This is a genomic window from Streptomyces sp. CA189, from assembly GCF_056428985.1.
In genome coordinates, this window is record NZ_JBWJVM010000041.1 from 36,038 (window position 1) to 50,919 (window position 14,882).

Here is a 14,882-nt window from a genome sequence, read left to right on the forward strand (position 1 = left end):
GCCCGCCCGGCCCCGTACCGGAGGAACCCTCCGGGCCACCCGGGTGAGTTCCAGGGCGGAGCGCTGCCGCCCCCGGCCGGCGCCCGCTACAACCGGGGGCGTGACCAAGAAGATGACGGCGCGCCGTCCGTCCGCCCTCGCCGCGACCGTGCCGGCGCTGCTGGCAGCCTCCCTGCTCGCCGCCGCGCTGTCCTCCGCCTCGCTGGCCTCCGTATCCCTGGCCGCCGCTCCGGCGCGCGCGGCCGACGAGGTCCCCCGTACCGGCTTCGAGGCCGCGTACGGGGCGCACTGGACCAGCGAGTCCCAGGAGCGGGACCTCCTCCACGAGGTCGGCCGCGAGCGCGCCACCGTCCAGACGATCGGCACGACCGTGCGGGGCCGCCCGCTGCGCCTGGTGAGCCTGGGCCGGGGCCCCGTCACCGTGCTGCTGGTGTGCAGCCAGCACGGCGACGAACCGGCGGGGCGCGAGGCGTGCCTGAGCACCGTGCGGGACCTCGCCCACGCCCGGGACCCGGCCGCCCTGCGTCTCCTGGAGTCCGTCACCCTCCTCGTGCTCCCGACCGCCAACCCGGACGGGCGGGCGGCCGGCACCCGCTCCAACGCCGAGGGCACCGACGTCAACCGCGACCACATGGCCCTGACCTCGCCCGAGGCGCGGGCCGTGGCCGCGGTGCTGCGCGACCGGCGGCCGCACCTCGTGTACGACCTGCACGAGTACCGGGCGACGCCGGGGACGTACGACAAGGACCTCTTCGACCTCTGGCCGCGCAACCTCAACACCGACCCGGCGGTGTACGCCCAGTCCCGCGTCCTGTCCGCCGCGTACGTACGCGGGGCGGCGCACGCGGCCGGCCACTCCACGGGGACCTACGGCATCCGCACCGACCCGGTGACCGGCGCGCCCGTCGGCCAGTCCGCGGGTGACGGCCAGGAGCGGATCCTGCGCAACACGGCGGGCGTCAAGCACGCGGTCGCGCTCCTGATCGAAAGCCGCATCGAAGCACCGGCGGGCGTGGCCGGGGAGGCTGAGCGGGCCGACCCCTCCCTCAACCACCGCCGCCGAGTCGCCTCTCAACTAGCGGCCCTGCACGGCCTGTTCACCTACGTCTCCACCCGTACGGGCCCCCTGGCGGCCGCCTCGGAGACGGCCCGCCGGGCGGCGGGGAGCGCGGTGGGCCCCATCCCGCTGGGCGGCGCGGACAACGCCCCCGCGGCCGGGGACGTGATCCTCGCCGACCCGCCCTGCGGCTACCGGCTCACCCCGGCCCAGTACGCCGGGACCGGCAGCCGCCTCGCCCTGCACGGCGTACGGGCCGTACCCGCCGGCGGCGGTGCGTTCGTTCCGCTGAGCCAGCCCCTGCGGGCCCTCGCGGTGCTCCTCCTCGACGGCCGGGCCCCGCACCGGATCGCAACGGGGCAGCCCGTAAAGGACTGCTGACGTTCCGTCATGCAAGGTGGATGCGGCGGAAACGGCGCACACCCGTGGCCGCCGAGCCCCTCGCTGCGGCCGGCCGCGGGGGGAAGCGCGCTGGTCAGCCGGATGCCGTGAGCTATGTTGGCATCACGGAGTGGCACGAGAGGGAGGACCGCCGGTGTCATCGGGGCAGCAGGCGCGCGCACAGGCGGCAGCGATCACGTCGAGCGGGCAGACGGTCGACCACGAGCGGGCTCCGGCCGACCGGGTCCGGGCGCTGTTCGACGGGCACCCGCTCTCGCCGGGTCAGCGCCGGATCGCCCAGTACCTCGTCGACCACCTCACTGAGGCGGCGTTCCTCTCGATCACCGAGCTCGCGGAACGGGCCGGCGTGAGCCAGCCGTCCGTGACCCGCTTCGCCTCCGCCCTCGGCTTCAGCGGCTACCCGGCCCTGCGCGACGTGCTCCAGCCGATCGCGCTCAGCGCGGTGGCCGGCGCCCCGGACAGCCCCGAACAGACCCGGCGCAACGAACTGCAGGCGGCCGTCGACGCCGAGATCGAGAACCTGCGCACCGTCCGGCAGCTCCTCGCCGACACCGACCAGGTGCTCGACATCGGACGCGAGCTGGCCCGGTCGGTGCCTCTGACGGTCCTCGGGCTGCGGATCTCCGTCTCGCTGGCGGAGTACTTCGCGTACGCGGCCCGCCGGATCCACCCCGACGTGCGCCTGGTGACCGGCGGCGGCAGCGTCGCCTCCGACGCGCTGCTGCAGGCCCGGGCGGCGGGCGGCAGCTGGGTTCTGGCCTTCGCGATGCCCCGGCACGCCAAGGAGACGCTGGCGGCGCTGCGGGTGGCCCGCGGCGCGGGGCTGCGGATCGCACTGATCACGGACCGCACGCTGGGGCCGCTGGTGGACGAGGCCGATGTGGCACTGACGGCCGGCACCGGTTCGCGGCTGGTCTTCGACTCCTACGCGGCGCCGGGCGTCCTGTCGGCGGCGCTGCTCCAGGCGATGGCGGACGCGGACCCCGAGCGGACGCAGGCGCGGCTCGAAAGCTACGAGCAGGCCGCGGACCAGCACGGCTTCTTCCTCTAGGGCGAACTGGTGTGAGGTGTCATATTCACACCATCCCTACACATGAATATTTTCATACCCTTGCTTACTCGGCGGTATATATGTTTACTGATGGCGGCGCGGTCATCCGTCAAGATGCCAAGGAAGGTGTCCCCACACCGTCCTAGAACCAGATACCGGCGTGACGTTTCTCCTCCTCACGTGACGCCAGGTGTCCCGTCCGGCTTTCGGATCCCGCAGCGCCTCTGCGGCCTCGGCCAACCCCTGGGCCGAGGCCGCCCAGCACCTTCCCCGCCCGCGTTCGGCTGCGCCTCAGCCGCCGCTGCCGATGTGACCGTCAACGCCCCGTCCGAGAAGTCGTACACCATCGTCTTCGTCGACTGGCTCCAGTTCGCCGCCGCCAACGTGTTCAACGCGGGCCTCAACAACACGGTGGGCTCCAACAACTGAGCACGGGCTCCGCGGTCCCCGCTCGTCCGGCCCCGCTCGTCCGGCCCGCTCGTCCGGCTCCGCCGGACGGCCGGGGACCCGGCGCGTCAGCCGGTGGCGACGCCGACGAGCTGCTCCGCGATGGTGTCCGCGGAGGGGAACCTCAGGCCCAGGGCCCCGACGTGCTTCCAGTGCAGGGTGCCGTCCGGCGCGATGACGAAGACGGCCCGCCGCAGACCGATCACGGGAGCGGCGATGCCGAAGGCGCGGGCCACCGCGCGGTCGGTGTCGGCGAGCAACGGCATCTTCAGGCCGCGGGCCCGGGCGAAGGCCTCGTGGCTGTCGACGCCCTGCGGACTGATGCCCCACACCTGGGCGCCGCACGCGGAGAGTGCCTCCAGCCCGTCGGAGTAGGAGCACAACTGCGTGGTGCAGACCGGGGTGTTGTCGCCGGGGTAGAAGGCGAGAACGACCGGGTTCCCGCGCTGCTCGCCGAGCGCGTACTGACCGCGGACGAACACGTCCTCGCTGAGCAGGCCGCCGGGGAGCGAGAAATCGCCCACCACATCGCCCACGTCCGGGATTCGGGTCACGATGGCCGCACCTCTCTGTCGTCGAGGGGCGTACGGTACCCGGTCGCGTCCGCCGTGTCGCCGCCCGGCGGCCGGGGCCGGGGCCGGGGCCGGGGCCGGGGCCGGGGGCGGCGGGACGGGCGCGACCGCGCGGCCTCAGCGGCGGTGCATCGTGTGCAGGGCTTCGAGCAGCACCCTGGGGTCGTGGCCGCCCTTGTAGACCGGCGGCGGCTGCCGGTCCAGCCCCAGCAGCCGGGCCACGGCGGTCCACGCGGTGCGCACCGAGTACTCGACGGTGAACACCACGTCGTCGGGGACCTCGGCGTACTGGCCGATGAAGGCCAGGTTGGTGGAGCCCTCCGGGACGACCTCGGGCCGGTCGCCGGCCTTGCGCACCAGGAACTGGCTGGTGATGTAGGGCATCAGGGCCGGAACGACGACCGAGGACTCGAGGATCTGCTCGCTCTGCGCGAGGCGCAGGTGTCCGAGCACCTCGGTGAGGATCTCGCGGCCCGTGCACTCGGCCATGGTCTTGCCCACGTGGTCGCCGGCCTTGTCCGGGAACAGGGCGTACCCCCACCAGACGTACGTGCCCTCGGGCTGCTCGTGGAAGTGCGGCTGGTGGTTGAGGACGATGGTCAGCAACCAGCCCGAGTCCTTGAAGGTGATCAGACCGCCCTTGCCGGCCTCGCTGCCGGAGAACTCCTCCATGGCCTTGAAGAAGGTCGGGTCCTGGGTGGTGACGGTGAAGGAGCCCCAGGTGGAGTCCGAGACGGAGGAATCGAACACCGAAGGATCGCCCAGGTGCGGGCGCTTGGCCGCCAGGGTCTGCCACAGGCGCCACGAAGCGTCCGGCGCGGAGGTGTCCAGCACGGCGGGGGTGTCGGTCGATCCCAGGGTCGAGTTCGCGGTCATCGATCCGTTGGTGACGAACACCAGGTCCTCGGCGGCGACGGGGATCCGCACGGCCGCGCCCTCCCGCGTACAGGCGAGGGCGGTGACGGTGGTGCCCTCGCCGTCGGCCAGCTCCACGTCGGTCACCGTGGTGTTCATCGAGAACGCGACGCCGTTGCTCCGCAGCCAGCTCTGGAGCGGGCGCACGATCGAGTCGTACTGGTTGAAGCGGGTGCGGTAGATGCCCGACATGGTGTCGAAGGTCTTGAAGAGGTGCACGAAGCGGTTGAGGTAGCGCCGGAACTCGATCGCCGAGTGCCAGGGCTCGAAGGCGAAGGTCGTGCACCACATGTACCAGAAGTTGGTGGTGAAGAACTCCGGGGTGAAGCAGTCGGAGATGCGCTTGCCGTCGAGCCGGGACTCGGGCGAGGCCACGCACGCGACCAGGTCCAGGCGGTCGCGCTCGGAGAACCCCATCGAGCGGGTGTCGACCCGCAGGCCCGAGGAGTCGACCAGGCGGGCCTTGTCGTTCCAGGCGAAGTCCTCGTGGAAGGCGAAGGTGTCCTCGGTGACCGAGGTGCCCGGCGCATCCAGGGAGGGGATGGACCGCAGCAGGTCGTACGTGCACTCGAAGTGCAGCTCGAACATCCGGCCGCCGCGCATGGTGTACCCGTTCTCGGGGTCTCCCGCCGCGTCCAGGCTTCCACCGGTGCGGCCCTGGGCCTCCAGGATCGTGATGTCCGAGCCCGCGAACCCGCCCTCCCTGATCAGCAGCGCCGCCGCCGACAGGGAAGCGATGCCGGCACCCACCAGATAGGCCTTGGCCACGATGTCTCTCCTCGCCCCGGCCGTACGGGCCCCGGTCGGCCGTACGGTCACCCACCCAGGCCACCACCCCCCACGGCGGGTCGCGACCGGGGTGCGCCATTGGGCGGGTGGCGGGCCGGGGGGCTTGTGAAGGGGGGCGGGCTCGTGAAGGGGGCCCGCAGCGCGGGGCATCCGCATCGTGAGATGTGGTGTCACATGTCGGCGGCGGCGTGCCAGACTCTGCCGCATGCGCCAGCAGAAGATTAGCGCCGGCGTGCCGGCCCGGAGCTGAACTGAGACCACCCCAGCAGCCCACCGCCCGCACGCAGACCTCTCGCATCCGCGAGAGGTCTTCTTGTTTTCCGGGACCACGCACTCCGCCCCAGGACAGGAGCCCACCCCTCATGACCCGCAGCGATGTTCTCCCCGCCGTCGACGACGCCGTGCGCACCGGCGACACCGCCTGCCACACGCTGACCGTCACCGTCCGGGACGGCGGCCACGCCCTCACCCGCATCTCCGCGGTCCTCAACAACCTGTCCGTCAGGACGCTGTCCTTCAGGGCCGCCACCGACGGCGGCCTCGCGCTGTGCGAGATCGTGGTCCCGGTCACCGAATCGCCCCGCGCCCAGGCCAAGCTCCGGCGCTGCGTAGAGGTGGTCGAGCTGAGCGCCCACCCGGCGGGGGAGACCCGGGCGATCTGAACGATCCGCCCGACTCACTTGACTGATCGTTCCAATATCTCGTAGAGTGCGGGATGTGGCCAGGACCAAGGAATTCGATCCGGACGCCGCGCTGCAGTCGGCTCTGGAGCTGTTCTGGCGGCGCGGCTACGAGGCGACCTCGATGGCGGACCTCGTCGAGCACCTCGGCATCGGGCGAGCCAGCCTGTACGCCACCTTCGGGAACAAGCGCGAGCTCTACCTGAAGGCGCTGGACCGCTACGGCGAGTACCGCGACCCGGGCCTGCTGCGCGAGCTGTCCCAGCCGGGGCCCGCGCTGCCGGCCGTGCGGAGGGTGGTACGCCGCTTCGCCGCCGAGTCGAGCGCCGGTGACCTGCGGCTGAACGGCTGCTTCGTGACCAACACGGCCGCGGAGCTCGGTGCGCACGACCCGGCGGCGGCCCACAAGGTCGAGGCGAGCTGGAGCCGCATCGAGACCCTGCTGTACTCGACGCTGACCCGGGCCCAGGCTCAAGGCGAACTGCCCGCGGACCGCGATCCGCGCACGCTCGCCAGGATGCTGCTGGTCCTGATGCAGGGCATGCGCATCGTGGGCAAGGCCTCGCAGGACCCGGGCCGGGTGCGGGACGCGGCGGAGCAGGCCCTGACCCTGCTCGACTGAGGGACCGCGGGGCAGAACGGCTGCACGGCTGCACGACTGAACGGCGCCTCCCTTCGGGGAGGTTCTTTTCAGGCTTCATTCTGGAATGTACGATCCAGTACAAGGGGGAGAAATGACCGTCACGCAGACCGCACACACCACGAAGACGCGCACCGCGTCCGGAACCAGGGCGGCCCGTCCGGCGCCCGGCCCGGCCTTCGCACTGCTCGGCACCGTGCAGATGACGCTGATCTTCGCGCTCACCTCGCTCGTCGTGCCGCTGCCCGCGATCGGCCGCGAATTCACCCTGGGCCGCGATGACTTGATGCTCCTCAGTGCCGCCTACGGGCTGAGCTTCGCCGGTCTGCTGCTCTTCGGGGGCCGCCTCACCGACCGGTTCGGCGGGCGCCGGGTGCTCACCGCCGGACTGCTCCTGCTCGCCGCGGCCTCCCTCGCCGCACCGTTCGCCCAGGGATCCGGGACCTTGCTCACCGCCCGCTTCGCCCAGGGGGTGGGCGCCGCGCTCACCGCACCCGCCGCCATGGGCGTCCTTCGGGCGGTCTTCCCCGAACCCGCCGCGTTCGGACGGGCGATGGCCACCTGGGGCGGGCTGTCGGTGCTCGGCGCGACCGCCGGGAACCTGCTCTCCGGGGTCATCTCGGCCCTGGCCACCTGGCGGCTGACCTTCGCCGTCCCGGTCGCCGTGGCCGGCGCCGCACTGCTCCTGGCCCCCCGGCTGCTGCCCGCCACCCCGGCGGGCGAGGGCCGCTCCCTGGACCTGCCGGGCGCCCTGCTGGCCACCGTCGGAATCAGCCTCGCCAGCTACGGCTTCGTCCTCACCGACGTCCAGTCCTGGGGATCGACGAGCGTCCTGGTCACCCTGATCGCCGCGGCCGCGCTCCTGCTGGCCTTCCCGCTCGTCGAACGCCGGGTCCGCGACCCCCTGCTCCCGCTCGGGTTCCTCCGCGACCGGCGCCGCGCCCTGGCCCTCGCGGCCATCGGCCTCACCGCCGCCGGCACGGCCCTGACCTTCATCCTCCTCTCCCTCCACCTCCAGCAGGGACTCGGCTGGTCGGCGCTGCGGACCTCCGCCGCGTTCCTTCCCTTCGCGGTGGCGCTGCTCGTCGCCGGCCGGGTGGCGGGTCCCCTCGTGGCCCGGTACGGGGCGACCCGCGTCACCACCGCCGGCCTCGCGGTCGCGGCGGCCGGACTCGCACTCCTCGCTCTCACCGGCCTGGCCGCGCAGATCCCGTACGCCTACGGCCTCCTCCCCGGCCTGCTCCTGCTGCCGGCCGGCGCGGCGGCCGCCTTCGCGGGGGCCGCGGTCCTCGCCACCGACGGGGTGGCGCCGCACCAGGCGGGACTCGCCGGCGGGGTCATGAACACCGCGATGGAGCTCGGCCCGACGGTCGTCTTCGCCGCGGTGCTCTCCCTGGGCTCCGACACGGTCTCACTCGCCGCCACGGCGGTGGCCTTCGCCGCAGCGGCCTTCCTCAACACCCGCGTCAAGTAGCCGGCCGACCGGCAACCGCCAACCGGCCAACCCGCAACCGGCCAACCCGCAACCGCCCAACTGACAACCGGGCAATCAACAGCCCGGCAACAGACGACCAAGTAGAGGAATCACCATCATGTCCGCACGTTTCACCGGCAAGAGCGTCCTCGTCACGGGTGCCGGATCCGGCATAGGCCGGGCCATCGCCCTCGCCTTCGCCGCCGAAGGGGCCGCGGTGGCCGTGGCCGGCCGTACGGCCGGATCGCTCGAAGCGACGGTCGAGCTGATCGAGAAGGAGGGCGGCAGGGCCGTCGCCCTGACCGCGGACGTGACCCGCTCCGAGGACGTACGGGCCATGGTGCGCCGCACCGTCGAACACTTCGGCAGCCTCGACGTCGCCGTGAACAACGCGGGCGTCCTGCGGGGTGTCGGTCCCGTCGCGGACATCCCGGAGCAGGACTGGCGCGGCATGCTGGAGACCAACGTCACCGGTGTCCTGCTCACCCTCCAGGCCGAGGTCGCCGTTATGCGGGACCAGCCCGCCGGCGGGGTGATCGTCAACATCTCCTCGAACCTCGGCGCGCACACCCGCATCCCGGGGGTCGCCGGCTACCTCGCCACCAAGGCGGCCGTATCCGCCCTGACCAGGGCCGCGGCCCTGGACCACATCGCCGACGGGGTCCGCATCAACGCGGTCAGCCCCGGCCCGACCGCCACCACGATGTCGCTCTGGCCGGGGGAGGGCGACGCCGAGCGCGCGGCCAGGATGAAGGACCAATCGCCGCTGGGCCGGGTGTCCTCCACCGCCGAGGTCGCTGCGGCCGTGCTCTACCTGGCCTCGCCCGACGCGGGCTCCGTGGTCGGCACCGACCTGGTGATCGACGGCGGCGTCTCCGCCTGACCCGCCGCGCGAACCGGCTCCGGCCCGGGCCGGAAACGGCTTCGGCCCCCTTGACGCCTGGGCGTCAAGGGGGCCGAACCTTTCGTAGCGGGGACAGGATTTGAACCTGCGACCTCTGGGTTATGAGCCCAGCGAGCTACCGAGCTGCTCCACCCCGCGTCGTTGTGAACATCACTGTACGGGATCCCGGGCCCGCCTCCGACCACCGCCGACAATCCGTGCCCACCGGGACGGAAAATGCCGCGGCGACGGCGAGGATTTCCGGACCGGCCCCAAGGAGCGGATTTTATTTTCACGCCGACCCGACCCCGGCGTGCTACTGTGGTTTGAGTTGCAGTTGTGGTTCCCAAAATTTCGAGCACCTCTGCCCACTCCTCTCGTAGGAGCAGGGCGAGTGTTCTTGTCTTTCCGGCGTTTTCCGGGCTGGGCAATCATCGGCGACTTGAGGTTCGCACAGTGCGGATCTCTGGGCTGTGCCCCGAAGGAGATAAAAAACATGGCTAATGGCACCGTGAAGTGGTTCAACGCGGAAAAGGGCTTCGGCTTCATCGAGCAGGAGGGTGGCGGTCCTGACGTGTTCGCCCACTACTCGAACATCGCCTCGCAGGGCTTCCGTGAGCTTCAGGAAGGCCAGAAGGTCAGCTTTGACATCGCGCAGGGCCAGAAGGGCCCGACCGCCGAGAACATCGTCACCGCCTGACGTTCACGCGTAACCGCGTAGCTGGGGCCCGCACCTTGGGGTGCGGGCCCCAGCTCGTTGCGTTTTTTGATCTGCGGGCCGTCTCGGCCCGCGTGAGCGGCGCGACGGGGAAACCTGTCCGAGCGCCCCACCGTTCGGCCGATGGATGCACTCCTCGGCTCCCCACCCGCAGTCGGCGCATATTTCGCCGGCACATAGGGTGATAATCCTTATGTGACCAGTCGATCGAAGTTCGATTCGACTTCGTCATATCTTTTTATGCTCCGGCTCATTCTTGTGAATCCTCGTGCGGCCAGTTTTCCGCTGCCGAGAACTCCTCGATGTGCGCCGTATCGAGGAAGGTTCTGCATGAACCGCACGACCCGCATGAATGACCGATCTTCGTCCTCCCGTACGGGTGGATCCAACAGCTCCTACGGCTCCTACGGCGGTTCCTCCGGTTCCTACGGCGGCTCCTCCACCGGCAGCCGTTCCGGCAGCCGCTTCGGCTCCTCGGCCCCCAGCCGCTCCGGTGGCCCCAAGCGCTCGGGTGGCGGCGGCTACGGGCGCCGTCCCGCCGCACCGCAGGGCGAGTTCGCCCTTCCGGTCACCGTGGTCCCCGCGCTGCCCGCCGTCGAGGCCTTCGCGGACCTGGCCATGCCGGCCCAGCTCCTCACCACGCTCACCCGTGAGGGCATGACCACCCCGTTCCCGATCCAGGCGGCCACGCTGCCCAACGGCCTCGCGGGCCGGGACGTCCTGGGACGCGGCCGTACCGGCTCCGGCAAGACCCTGGCCTTCGGCCTCGCGCTGCTGGCCCGTACCGCCGGCCAGCAGGCCGAGTCGGGCCAGCCGCTCGCGCTGGTCCTCGTACCCACGCGTGAGCTGGCCCAGCAGGTCACGGCCGCCCTCACGCCCTATGCCCGCGCGGTGAAGCTGAGGATCGCCACCGTCGTCGGCGGCATGCCGATCCACCGGCAGGCCGGTGCGCTGCGCGCCGGAGCCGAAGTGGTCGTCGCCACCCCGGGCCGGCTGAAGGACCTCATCCAGCGGGGTGACTGCCGGCTGAACCAGGTCGGGATCACCGTTCTGGACGAGGCCGACCAGATGGCCGACATGGGATTCATGCCCCAGGTCACCGCGCTCCTCGACCAGGTGCGTCCCGAGGGCCAGCGGATGCTGTTCTCCGCCACCCTCGACCGCAACGTCGACCTGCTGGTCCGCCGCTACCTGACCGACCCCGTCGTGCACTCCGTCGACCCTTCGGCCGGCGCCGTCACCACGATGGAACACCACGTCCTGCACGTCCAGAACTTCGACAAGCAGGCCGCCACGACCGAGATCGCCGCCCGCGAGGGCCGCGTGATCATGTTCCTGGACACCAAGCACGGCGTGGACAGGCTGACCGAGCACCTGCTGAGCAGCGGCGTGCGCGCCGCGGCGCTGCACGGCGGAAAGTCGCAGCCCCAGCGCACCCGTACCCTCACGCAGTTCAAGTCCGGGCACGTCAGCGTGCTCGTGGCCACGAACGTCGCGGCCCGCGGCATCCACGTCGACAACCTGGACCTCGTCGTCAACGTGGACCCGCCGACCGACCCCAAGGACTACCTGCACCGCGGCGGCCGTACCGCCCGTGCCGGTGAGTCCGGCAGCGTCGTCACCCTGGTCCTGCCCAACCAGCGCCGGGACATGGTCCGCCTCATGCAGGCCGCGGGCATCACCCCGCAGACCGCGCAGGTCCGCTCCGGCGAGGCCGAGCTGAGCCGGATCACCGGAGCCCAGGCGCCGTCCGGCGTCCCGGTCGTCATCACGGCCCCCGTCACCGAGCGGCCCAGGGGAGGCACCGGCGGTGCCTCCCGTGGTCGTCGCAGCCGGCCCGCACAGGACCGGCGCAGCAGGACCGCCGCGACCGCCCGGGGGCCGCAGCGCCAGTCCCCGGCCACCACGGCGGCTTAGGTATCCCCGCCCGGATCCTGCCGGTCCGGGCACGGACGGTTCTCTTCTTACCTGTGAGGCAGCATGCGCTTCGTCATCGCCCGCTTTCCGTTCGACCTGACCAAGGCCGGGGTCCTGGAATCGATGAAGGGCGTCAAGCCCGAACCGATCACCGGTGACTCGGTGGTCATAGGACGTCGCTCCTACCCCGTGAAGCAGGTGGGCGCCGTCGTCACCCGCCAGGACCGCCGCGACTTCACGGCCGCCGAGGTGATCAGGGCCCTGACGGCACTGGGCTTCACCTGTCGCCCGCTCGAAACGGTCCCGGCTCCCGCCGACGGCCTGACCCCGCTCCAGAAGGCGTCCGCCATGCTGGGCGCCCCCTCGGGCGTGTAGCGGGGGCCGCAGGAACAACGCTTACGGAGCCCAGGGCCCGGTCGGCCGCAACCGACCCGGGTCCTGGGCTTTTTCCGTACCACCCCGGCTCAGGCCCGGGTCCAGCGCGGGCCCGCCGGGGCGGGGGCCGGCGGGGGTTCGGCTCCGTCCAGGCGCAGGCTGCGCAGGGTGGCGTCCGTCTCGCGCTGGAAGTGCGCGTAGGTGATCAGCCGCTCCCACAGCGGGTCGGGACGGCCCGGGACAGTGGCCCCGCGGGCCTCCCACTCCCGGGCGAGCTGCTCGAAGACGACCGCCCCGCCCGAGGGGGCGGCGCTGCCCGACTGCTGCCGGGGGATGCCCCGTGCCATCGCGGCGGGGGCGCGCTCGGGTGCCCGGTGCCGGGCCGGGGACGGGGAGACGGCGTGTGGAGTGCCCATGCCCGCCCCAACGATTCTGCGGGCCCCCGGGGTACGCCTCCCGGACCGGCGGGATGGAGCGGGCGGCCCGGCCTGTCAGCCCAGCCGGGTGGGCGAAGAGGCGGCCGGCGCCAGGACGCGGGGGGCTCCGGTGCCGTCCGCCGGGACCGTCCAGAGGTCCGTGGTGTCCACGGAGCCCTCGGCGGGCAGGGCGTAGGTGAGGGTACGGTCGTCGAGCCAGAGCGCCTGATCGTCCACGCTGCGCTTCTCCGCCAGCGGCTGCTCCCGCAACGTCCGTAGATCCAGCACGTGTTCGCGCCACAGGGACGCGCCGCGCTGCACCCGCTTCTTGTACGCGACCCGGGTCTCGTCGGGGGACAGGGACGGGCACTCGACGTTGGAGGCGAGGGTGGTGACGCTGCGCCGCGCGATCGACCCCCTCACCAGGTAGGTCTGGTTGTCCGTGCCGAGCGTGGCGTAGAAGGTGTCGTCGTCCTTGGAGAAGGTGACGCCCCAGAAGTTGACGTCGCTCGCGCTGTAGGGGCGGCCGTCCAGCTCGATGGCGAACTTCTCCAGATCCGGTTCGAGCGCCCCCGTACGGGTGTCCACGATCGAGGTGCGGGTGGAGAAGAACGCGGAGCCGTAGGACTCCCCGGCCACGAAGACCGTCCAGGCGGCGAAGCGGCCCGTCGGCGAGACCCGGGCCCGCGAGGGGGTGCCCGCGAGCGGGAACTCGCGCAGCGTGCGCAGCTCGGAGTCGACGATCACCGCCCGGTTGTCCTGGACGAGCGCGCCCGGTGAGGAGCTCAGGCACACGCCGGTGCCGGCCGAGGCGTGGAACCGCAGGCAGGTGAGGCCCGAGGCGGTCCGCTCGTCCCGCGGTGAGCGGTCCGGTACGGAGACGAGGGCTCCGCGGTGCGGGCCCTGCGCGCCGTTGAGGAAGGCCAGACCGCCGCGCCGGTCGAGCGCGACCTTGCCCGGGGCGGCCGTCGGGTCGCCCGCGCGGGTCTGCTCGGAGCGGGCCGCGGCGCGCACCACCAGGACGCCGGCCACGCCTCCGAGGAGCAGCACGGCCAGGGCGAGTACGAGCAGCCGGCGTGAGCGCGTCATCGGGTTCCTCGGGGGCGTCGGGGGTGCGGGGCCCGGGCGGTGGTGCCGTCCGGGGCCGTGGGGCGGAGTACGAAACCGGCGACGACGGCGCAGCAGCACAGGCCGGCCGCGGCGGCGGCGAGCGCCGGGCCCGAGCCCATGACCGTCCACGCCGCGCCGAAGGCCAGCGAGCAGCCGAAGCGGGACAGGGCCTGGCCGGTGCCGACGAGCGCGATGCCGGTGGCCCGCAGCTTCGCGGGGACGGTCGCGGCGACGGCGGCGGGAAGCACCCCGTCGGTGGCGGCGTAGAACATGCCGTGCAGGGCGAGGACCAGGTAGGGGAGCGCGGGCAGGCCGGGGGCCCACAGGAGCAGCCCGTAGCCGGTCAGCAGGAGGGCGTGACCGGTGAGGAACACGGTGCGGCGTCCGACGCGGTCCGCGAGGGCTCCGGCCGGCACGGCCAGCAGCAGGAACACGGCCGCGGTGCCCAGGGGGAGGAGCGGGAACCACCGCTCGCCGATGCCGGTGCGGTCCTGGAGCAGCAGGTAGAGGAAGGCGTCGCTGACGGTGGTGAGTCCGAGCAGGGCGGCGCAGCCCGCGAGTGCGCGCAGCCGGGGCAGCCGCAGCAGGCCGAGCGCGTCGCGCAGGTTCACCGCGTCCGGCTTCCGGGAGCCGGGCTCGGGGGAAGCGGCCTCGGGGGAAGCGGCCTCGGCGGAGGCGGCCTCGGCGGAGGCGGGCTTCCGCGGGGCCGGGGGAGCGGTGGCCTTCGGGCGGGCGGGTCCCGGCTCCGCGCCGGACGGGACGAACAGCAGGAGCACCACGACACCCAGTGCGGCGACGCAGGCGCTGACCCCGAAGACGGCGTCGTACCCGTCGACCGTCACGCTCAGGATGAAGAACGCGGCGAGGGGCCCGAGCAGGGCTCCGGTGGTGTCCATGGCGCGGTGCACGCCGAAGGCCCGACCCTGCAACTCGGGTGGTGTGGAAAGGGAGATGAGCGCGTCGCGCGGGGCGGTGCGCAGTCCCTTGCCGGTGCGTTCCAGGGCGAGGATCAGCGCCACCGGGCCGAGGCTGTGGGCGAGCAGCAGCAGCGGCTTGCACGCCGCGGACAGTCCGTAGCCGATGCCGGCGATCAGCTTGTGGTTGCGGATCCGGTCGGCGAGGTGGCCGCCGGTCAGCTGCACCAGCGCGCTGACCCCGTTGTACAGGCCGTCGAGCGCGCCGAAGCCGAGCGGGCTCAGGCCCAGTCCGGCGACGAGGTAGAGCGGCAGGACGGCGGTGACCATCTCGGAGGAGACGTCGGTGATCAGGCTGACCGAGCCCAGTGCGAGGACGGCCGGGGCGACCGCGGGGCCGCGGACGGGGGATCCGTCGGCGGCGGTCTTCGCGTCCGCGGGCGCGGAGCGGTCCGCGAGGTACATGCTTTCGAACTCCCGGTCCGGCGTCTGTGCGGTGAGCCAGTCGTACGTGCGAATGGC

General features: G+C 72.4%; 14 protein-coding genes and 1 tRNA gene. 9 read left to right on the forward strand and 6 right to left on the reverse strand.

Annotated features, from left to right (window positions below; translation table 11 throughout):
• Positions 1–112: 112 nt before the first annotated feature.
• Positions 113–1,438, forward strand: a complete 1,326-nt coding sequence (locus AC061S_RS26695) for a M14 family metallopeptidase (RefSeq protein ID WP_478688459.1) — start codon at positions 113–115, stop codon at positions 1,436–1,438.
• 154 nt (positions 1,439–1,592) lie between these two features.
• Positions 1,593–2,510, forward strand: coding sequence for a MurR/RpiR family transcriptional regulator (locus AC061S_RS26700; protein ID WP_478688422.1), 918 nt, complete (start codon positions 1,593–1,595; stop codon positions 2,508–2,510).
• 515 nt (positions 2,511–3,025) lie between these two features.
• On the opposite strand, the gene AC061S_RS26705 is transcribed toward AC061S_RS26700, so the two are convergent.
• Both AC061S_RS26705 and AC061S_RS26710 read right to left on the reverse strand, forming a co-directional pair.
• Positions 3,026–3,511, reverse strand: a complete 486-nt coding sequence (locus AC061S_RS26705; RefSeq protein ID WP_478688423.1) for a peroxiredoxin — start codon at positions 3,509–3,511, stop codon at positions 3,026–3,028.
• Between the two features lie 135 nt (positions 3,512–3,646).
• Positions 3,647–5,212 carry an oleate hydratase gene (locus AC061S_RS26710; RefSeq protein WP_478688424.1) on the reverse strand — a complete coding sequence of 522 codons (1,566 nt, stop codon included), beginning with the start codon at positions 5,210–5,212 and terminating at the stop codon, positions 3,647–3,649.
• Between the two features lie 383 nt (positions 5,213–5,595).
• Here AC061S_RS26710 and AC061S_RS26715 point away from each other — a divergent pair, with 383 nt between their 5' ends.
• The 4 genes from AC061S_RS26715 (at position 5,596) to AC061S_RS26730 (ending at position 8,910) form a co-directional block, all read left to right on the forward strand.
• Positions 5,596–5,895, forward strand: a complete 300-nt coding sequence (locus AC061S_RS26715) for a hypothetical protein (protein WP_478688425.1) — start codon at positions 5,596–5,598, stop codon at positions 5,893–5,895.
• A 55-nt stretch (positions 5,896–5,950) separates the two neighbouring features.
• Positions 5,951–6,535, forward strand: coding sequence for a TetR/AcrR family transcriptional regulator (locus tag AC061S_RS26720; RefSeq protein ID WP_478688426.1), 585 nt, complete (start codon positions 5,951–5,953; stop codon positions 6,533–6,535).
• A gap of 112 nt (positions 6,536–6,647) precedes the next feature.
• Positions 6,648–8,027 (forward strand): MFS transporter, encoded by a 1,380-nt coding sequence (locus AC061S_RS26725; RefSeq protein ID WP_478688427.1) that lies wholly within the window; start codon positions 6,648–6,650, stop codon positions 8,025–8,027.
• Positions 8,028–8,145: 118 nt separating this feature from the next.
• Entirely contained in the window at positions 8,146–8,910 is a 765-nt protein-coding gene (locus AC061S_RS26730; RefSeq protein WP_478688428.1) for an SDR family NAD(P)-dependent oxidoreductase, read from the forward strand.
• 85 nt (positions 8,911–8,995) lie between these two features.
• Here the strand turns inward: AC061S_RS26730 and AC061S_RS26735 are convergent.
• A tRNA-Met gene (locus AC061S_RS26735) sits at positions 8,996–9,069 on the reverse strand.
• Between the two features lie 337 nt (positions 9,070–9,406).
• On the opposite strand from AC061S_RS26735, the gene AC061S_RS26740 reads away from it, so the two are divergent.
• The 3 genes from AC061S_RS26740 to AC061S_RS26750 all read left to right on the forward strand — a co-directional run bounded on the left by AC061S_RS26740 (position 9,407) and on the right by AC061S_RS26750 (position 11,920).
• On the forward strand, positions 9,407–9,610 hold the full coding sequence (locus AC061S_RS26740) for a cold-shock protein (protein WP_053678014.1): 204 nt from the start codon (positions 9,407–9,409) through the stop codon (positions 9,608–9,610).
• A 348-nt stretch (positions 9,611–9,958) separates the two neighbouring features.
• Positions 9,959–11,545, forward strand: a complete 1,587-nt coding sequence (locus AC061S_RS26745; protein ID WP_478688429.1) for a DEAD/DEAH box helicase — start codon at positions 9,959–9,961, stop codon at positions 11,543–11,545.
• A 63-nt stretch (positions 11,546–11,608) separates the two neighbouring features.
• Positions 11,609–11,920, forward strand: a complete 312-nt coding sequence (locus AC061S_RS26750; protein ID WP_478688430.1) for an SCO5918 family protein — start codon at positions 11,609–11,611, stop codon at positions 11,918–11,920.
• 89 nt (positions 11,921–12,009) lie between these two features.
• On the opposite strand, the gene AC061S_RS26755 is transcribed toward AC061S_RS26750, so the two are convergent.
• The 3 genes from AC061S_RS26755 to AC061S_RS26765 form a co-directional block, all read right to left on the reverse strand.
• The gene (locus AC061S_RS26755) at positions 12,010–12,336 is read right to left on the reverse strand and encodes a hypothetical protein (protein WP_478688431.1); all 327 of its coding nucleotides are present in this window, start codon (positions 12,334–12,336) and stop codon (positions 12,010–12,012) included.
• Positions 12,337–12,411: 75 nt separating this feature from the next.
• Positions 12,412–13,425, reverse strand: coding sequence for a TolB-like translocation protein (locus AC061S_RS26760; protein ID WP_478688432.1), 1,014 nt, complete (start codon positions 13,423–13,425; stop codon positions 12,412–12,414).
• Positions 13,422–14,825 (reverse strand): MFS transporter, encoded by a 1,404-nt coding sequence (locus AC061S_RS26765; protein ID WP_478688433.1) that lies wholly within the window; start codon positions 14,823–14,825, stop codon positions 13,422–13,424. The genes AC061S_RS26760 and AC061S_RS26765 overlap by 4 nt, the downstream gene beginning before the upstream one ends.
• Positions 14,826–14,882: the final 57 nt, after the last annotated feature.

Excerpts from the sequence above, each read along its gene's own strand:
- AC061S_RS26755 (WP_478688431.1), bottom strand. The coding sequence starts at position 12,336 with ATGGGCACTCCACACGCCGTCTCCCCGTCCCCGGCCCGGCACCGGGCA.
- AC061S_RS26750 (WP_478688430.1), top strand. The coding sequence starts at position 11,609 with ATGCGCTTCGTCATCGCCCGCTTTCCGTTCGACCTGACCAAGGCCGGG.
- AC061S_RS26745 (WP_478688429.1), top strand. The coding sequence starts at position 9,959 with ATGAACCGCACGACCCGCATGAATGACCGATCTTCGTCCTCCCGTACG.
- AC061S_RS26730 (WP_478688428.1), top strand. The coding sequence starts at position 8,146 with ATGTCCGCACGTTTCACCGGCAAGAGCGTCCTCGTCACGGGTGCCGGA.
- AC061S_RS26715 (WP_478688425.1), top strand. The coding sequence starts at position 5,596 with ATGACCCGCAGCGATGTTCTCCCCGCCGTCGACGACGCCGTGCGCACC.
- AC061S_RS26695 (WP_478688459.1), top strand. The coding sequence starts at position 113 with ATGACGGCGCGCCGTCCGTCCGCCCTCGCCGCGACCGTGCCGGCGCTG.
- AC061S_RS26740 (WP_053678014.1), top strand. The coding sequence starts at position 9,407 with ATGGCTAATGGCACCGTGAAGTGGTTCAACGCGGAAAAGGGCTTCGGC.
- AC061S_RS26760 (WP_478688432.1), bottom strand. The coding sequence starts at position 13,425 with ATGACGCGCTCACGCCGGCTGCTCGTACTCGCCCTGGCCGTGCTGCTC.
- AC061S_RS26725 (WP_478688427.1), top strand. The coding sequence starts at position 6,648 with ATGACCGTCACGCAGACCGCACACACCACGAAGACGCGCACCGCGTCC.
- AC061S_RS26765 (WP_478688433.1), bottom strand. The coding sequence starts at position 14,825 with ATGTACCTCGCGGACCGCTCCGCGCCCGCGGACGCGAAGACCGCCGCC.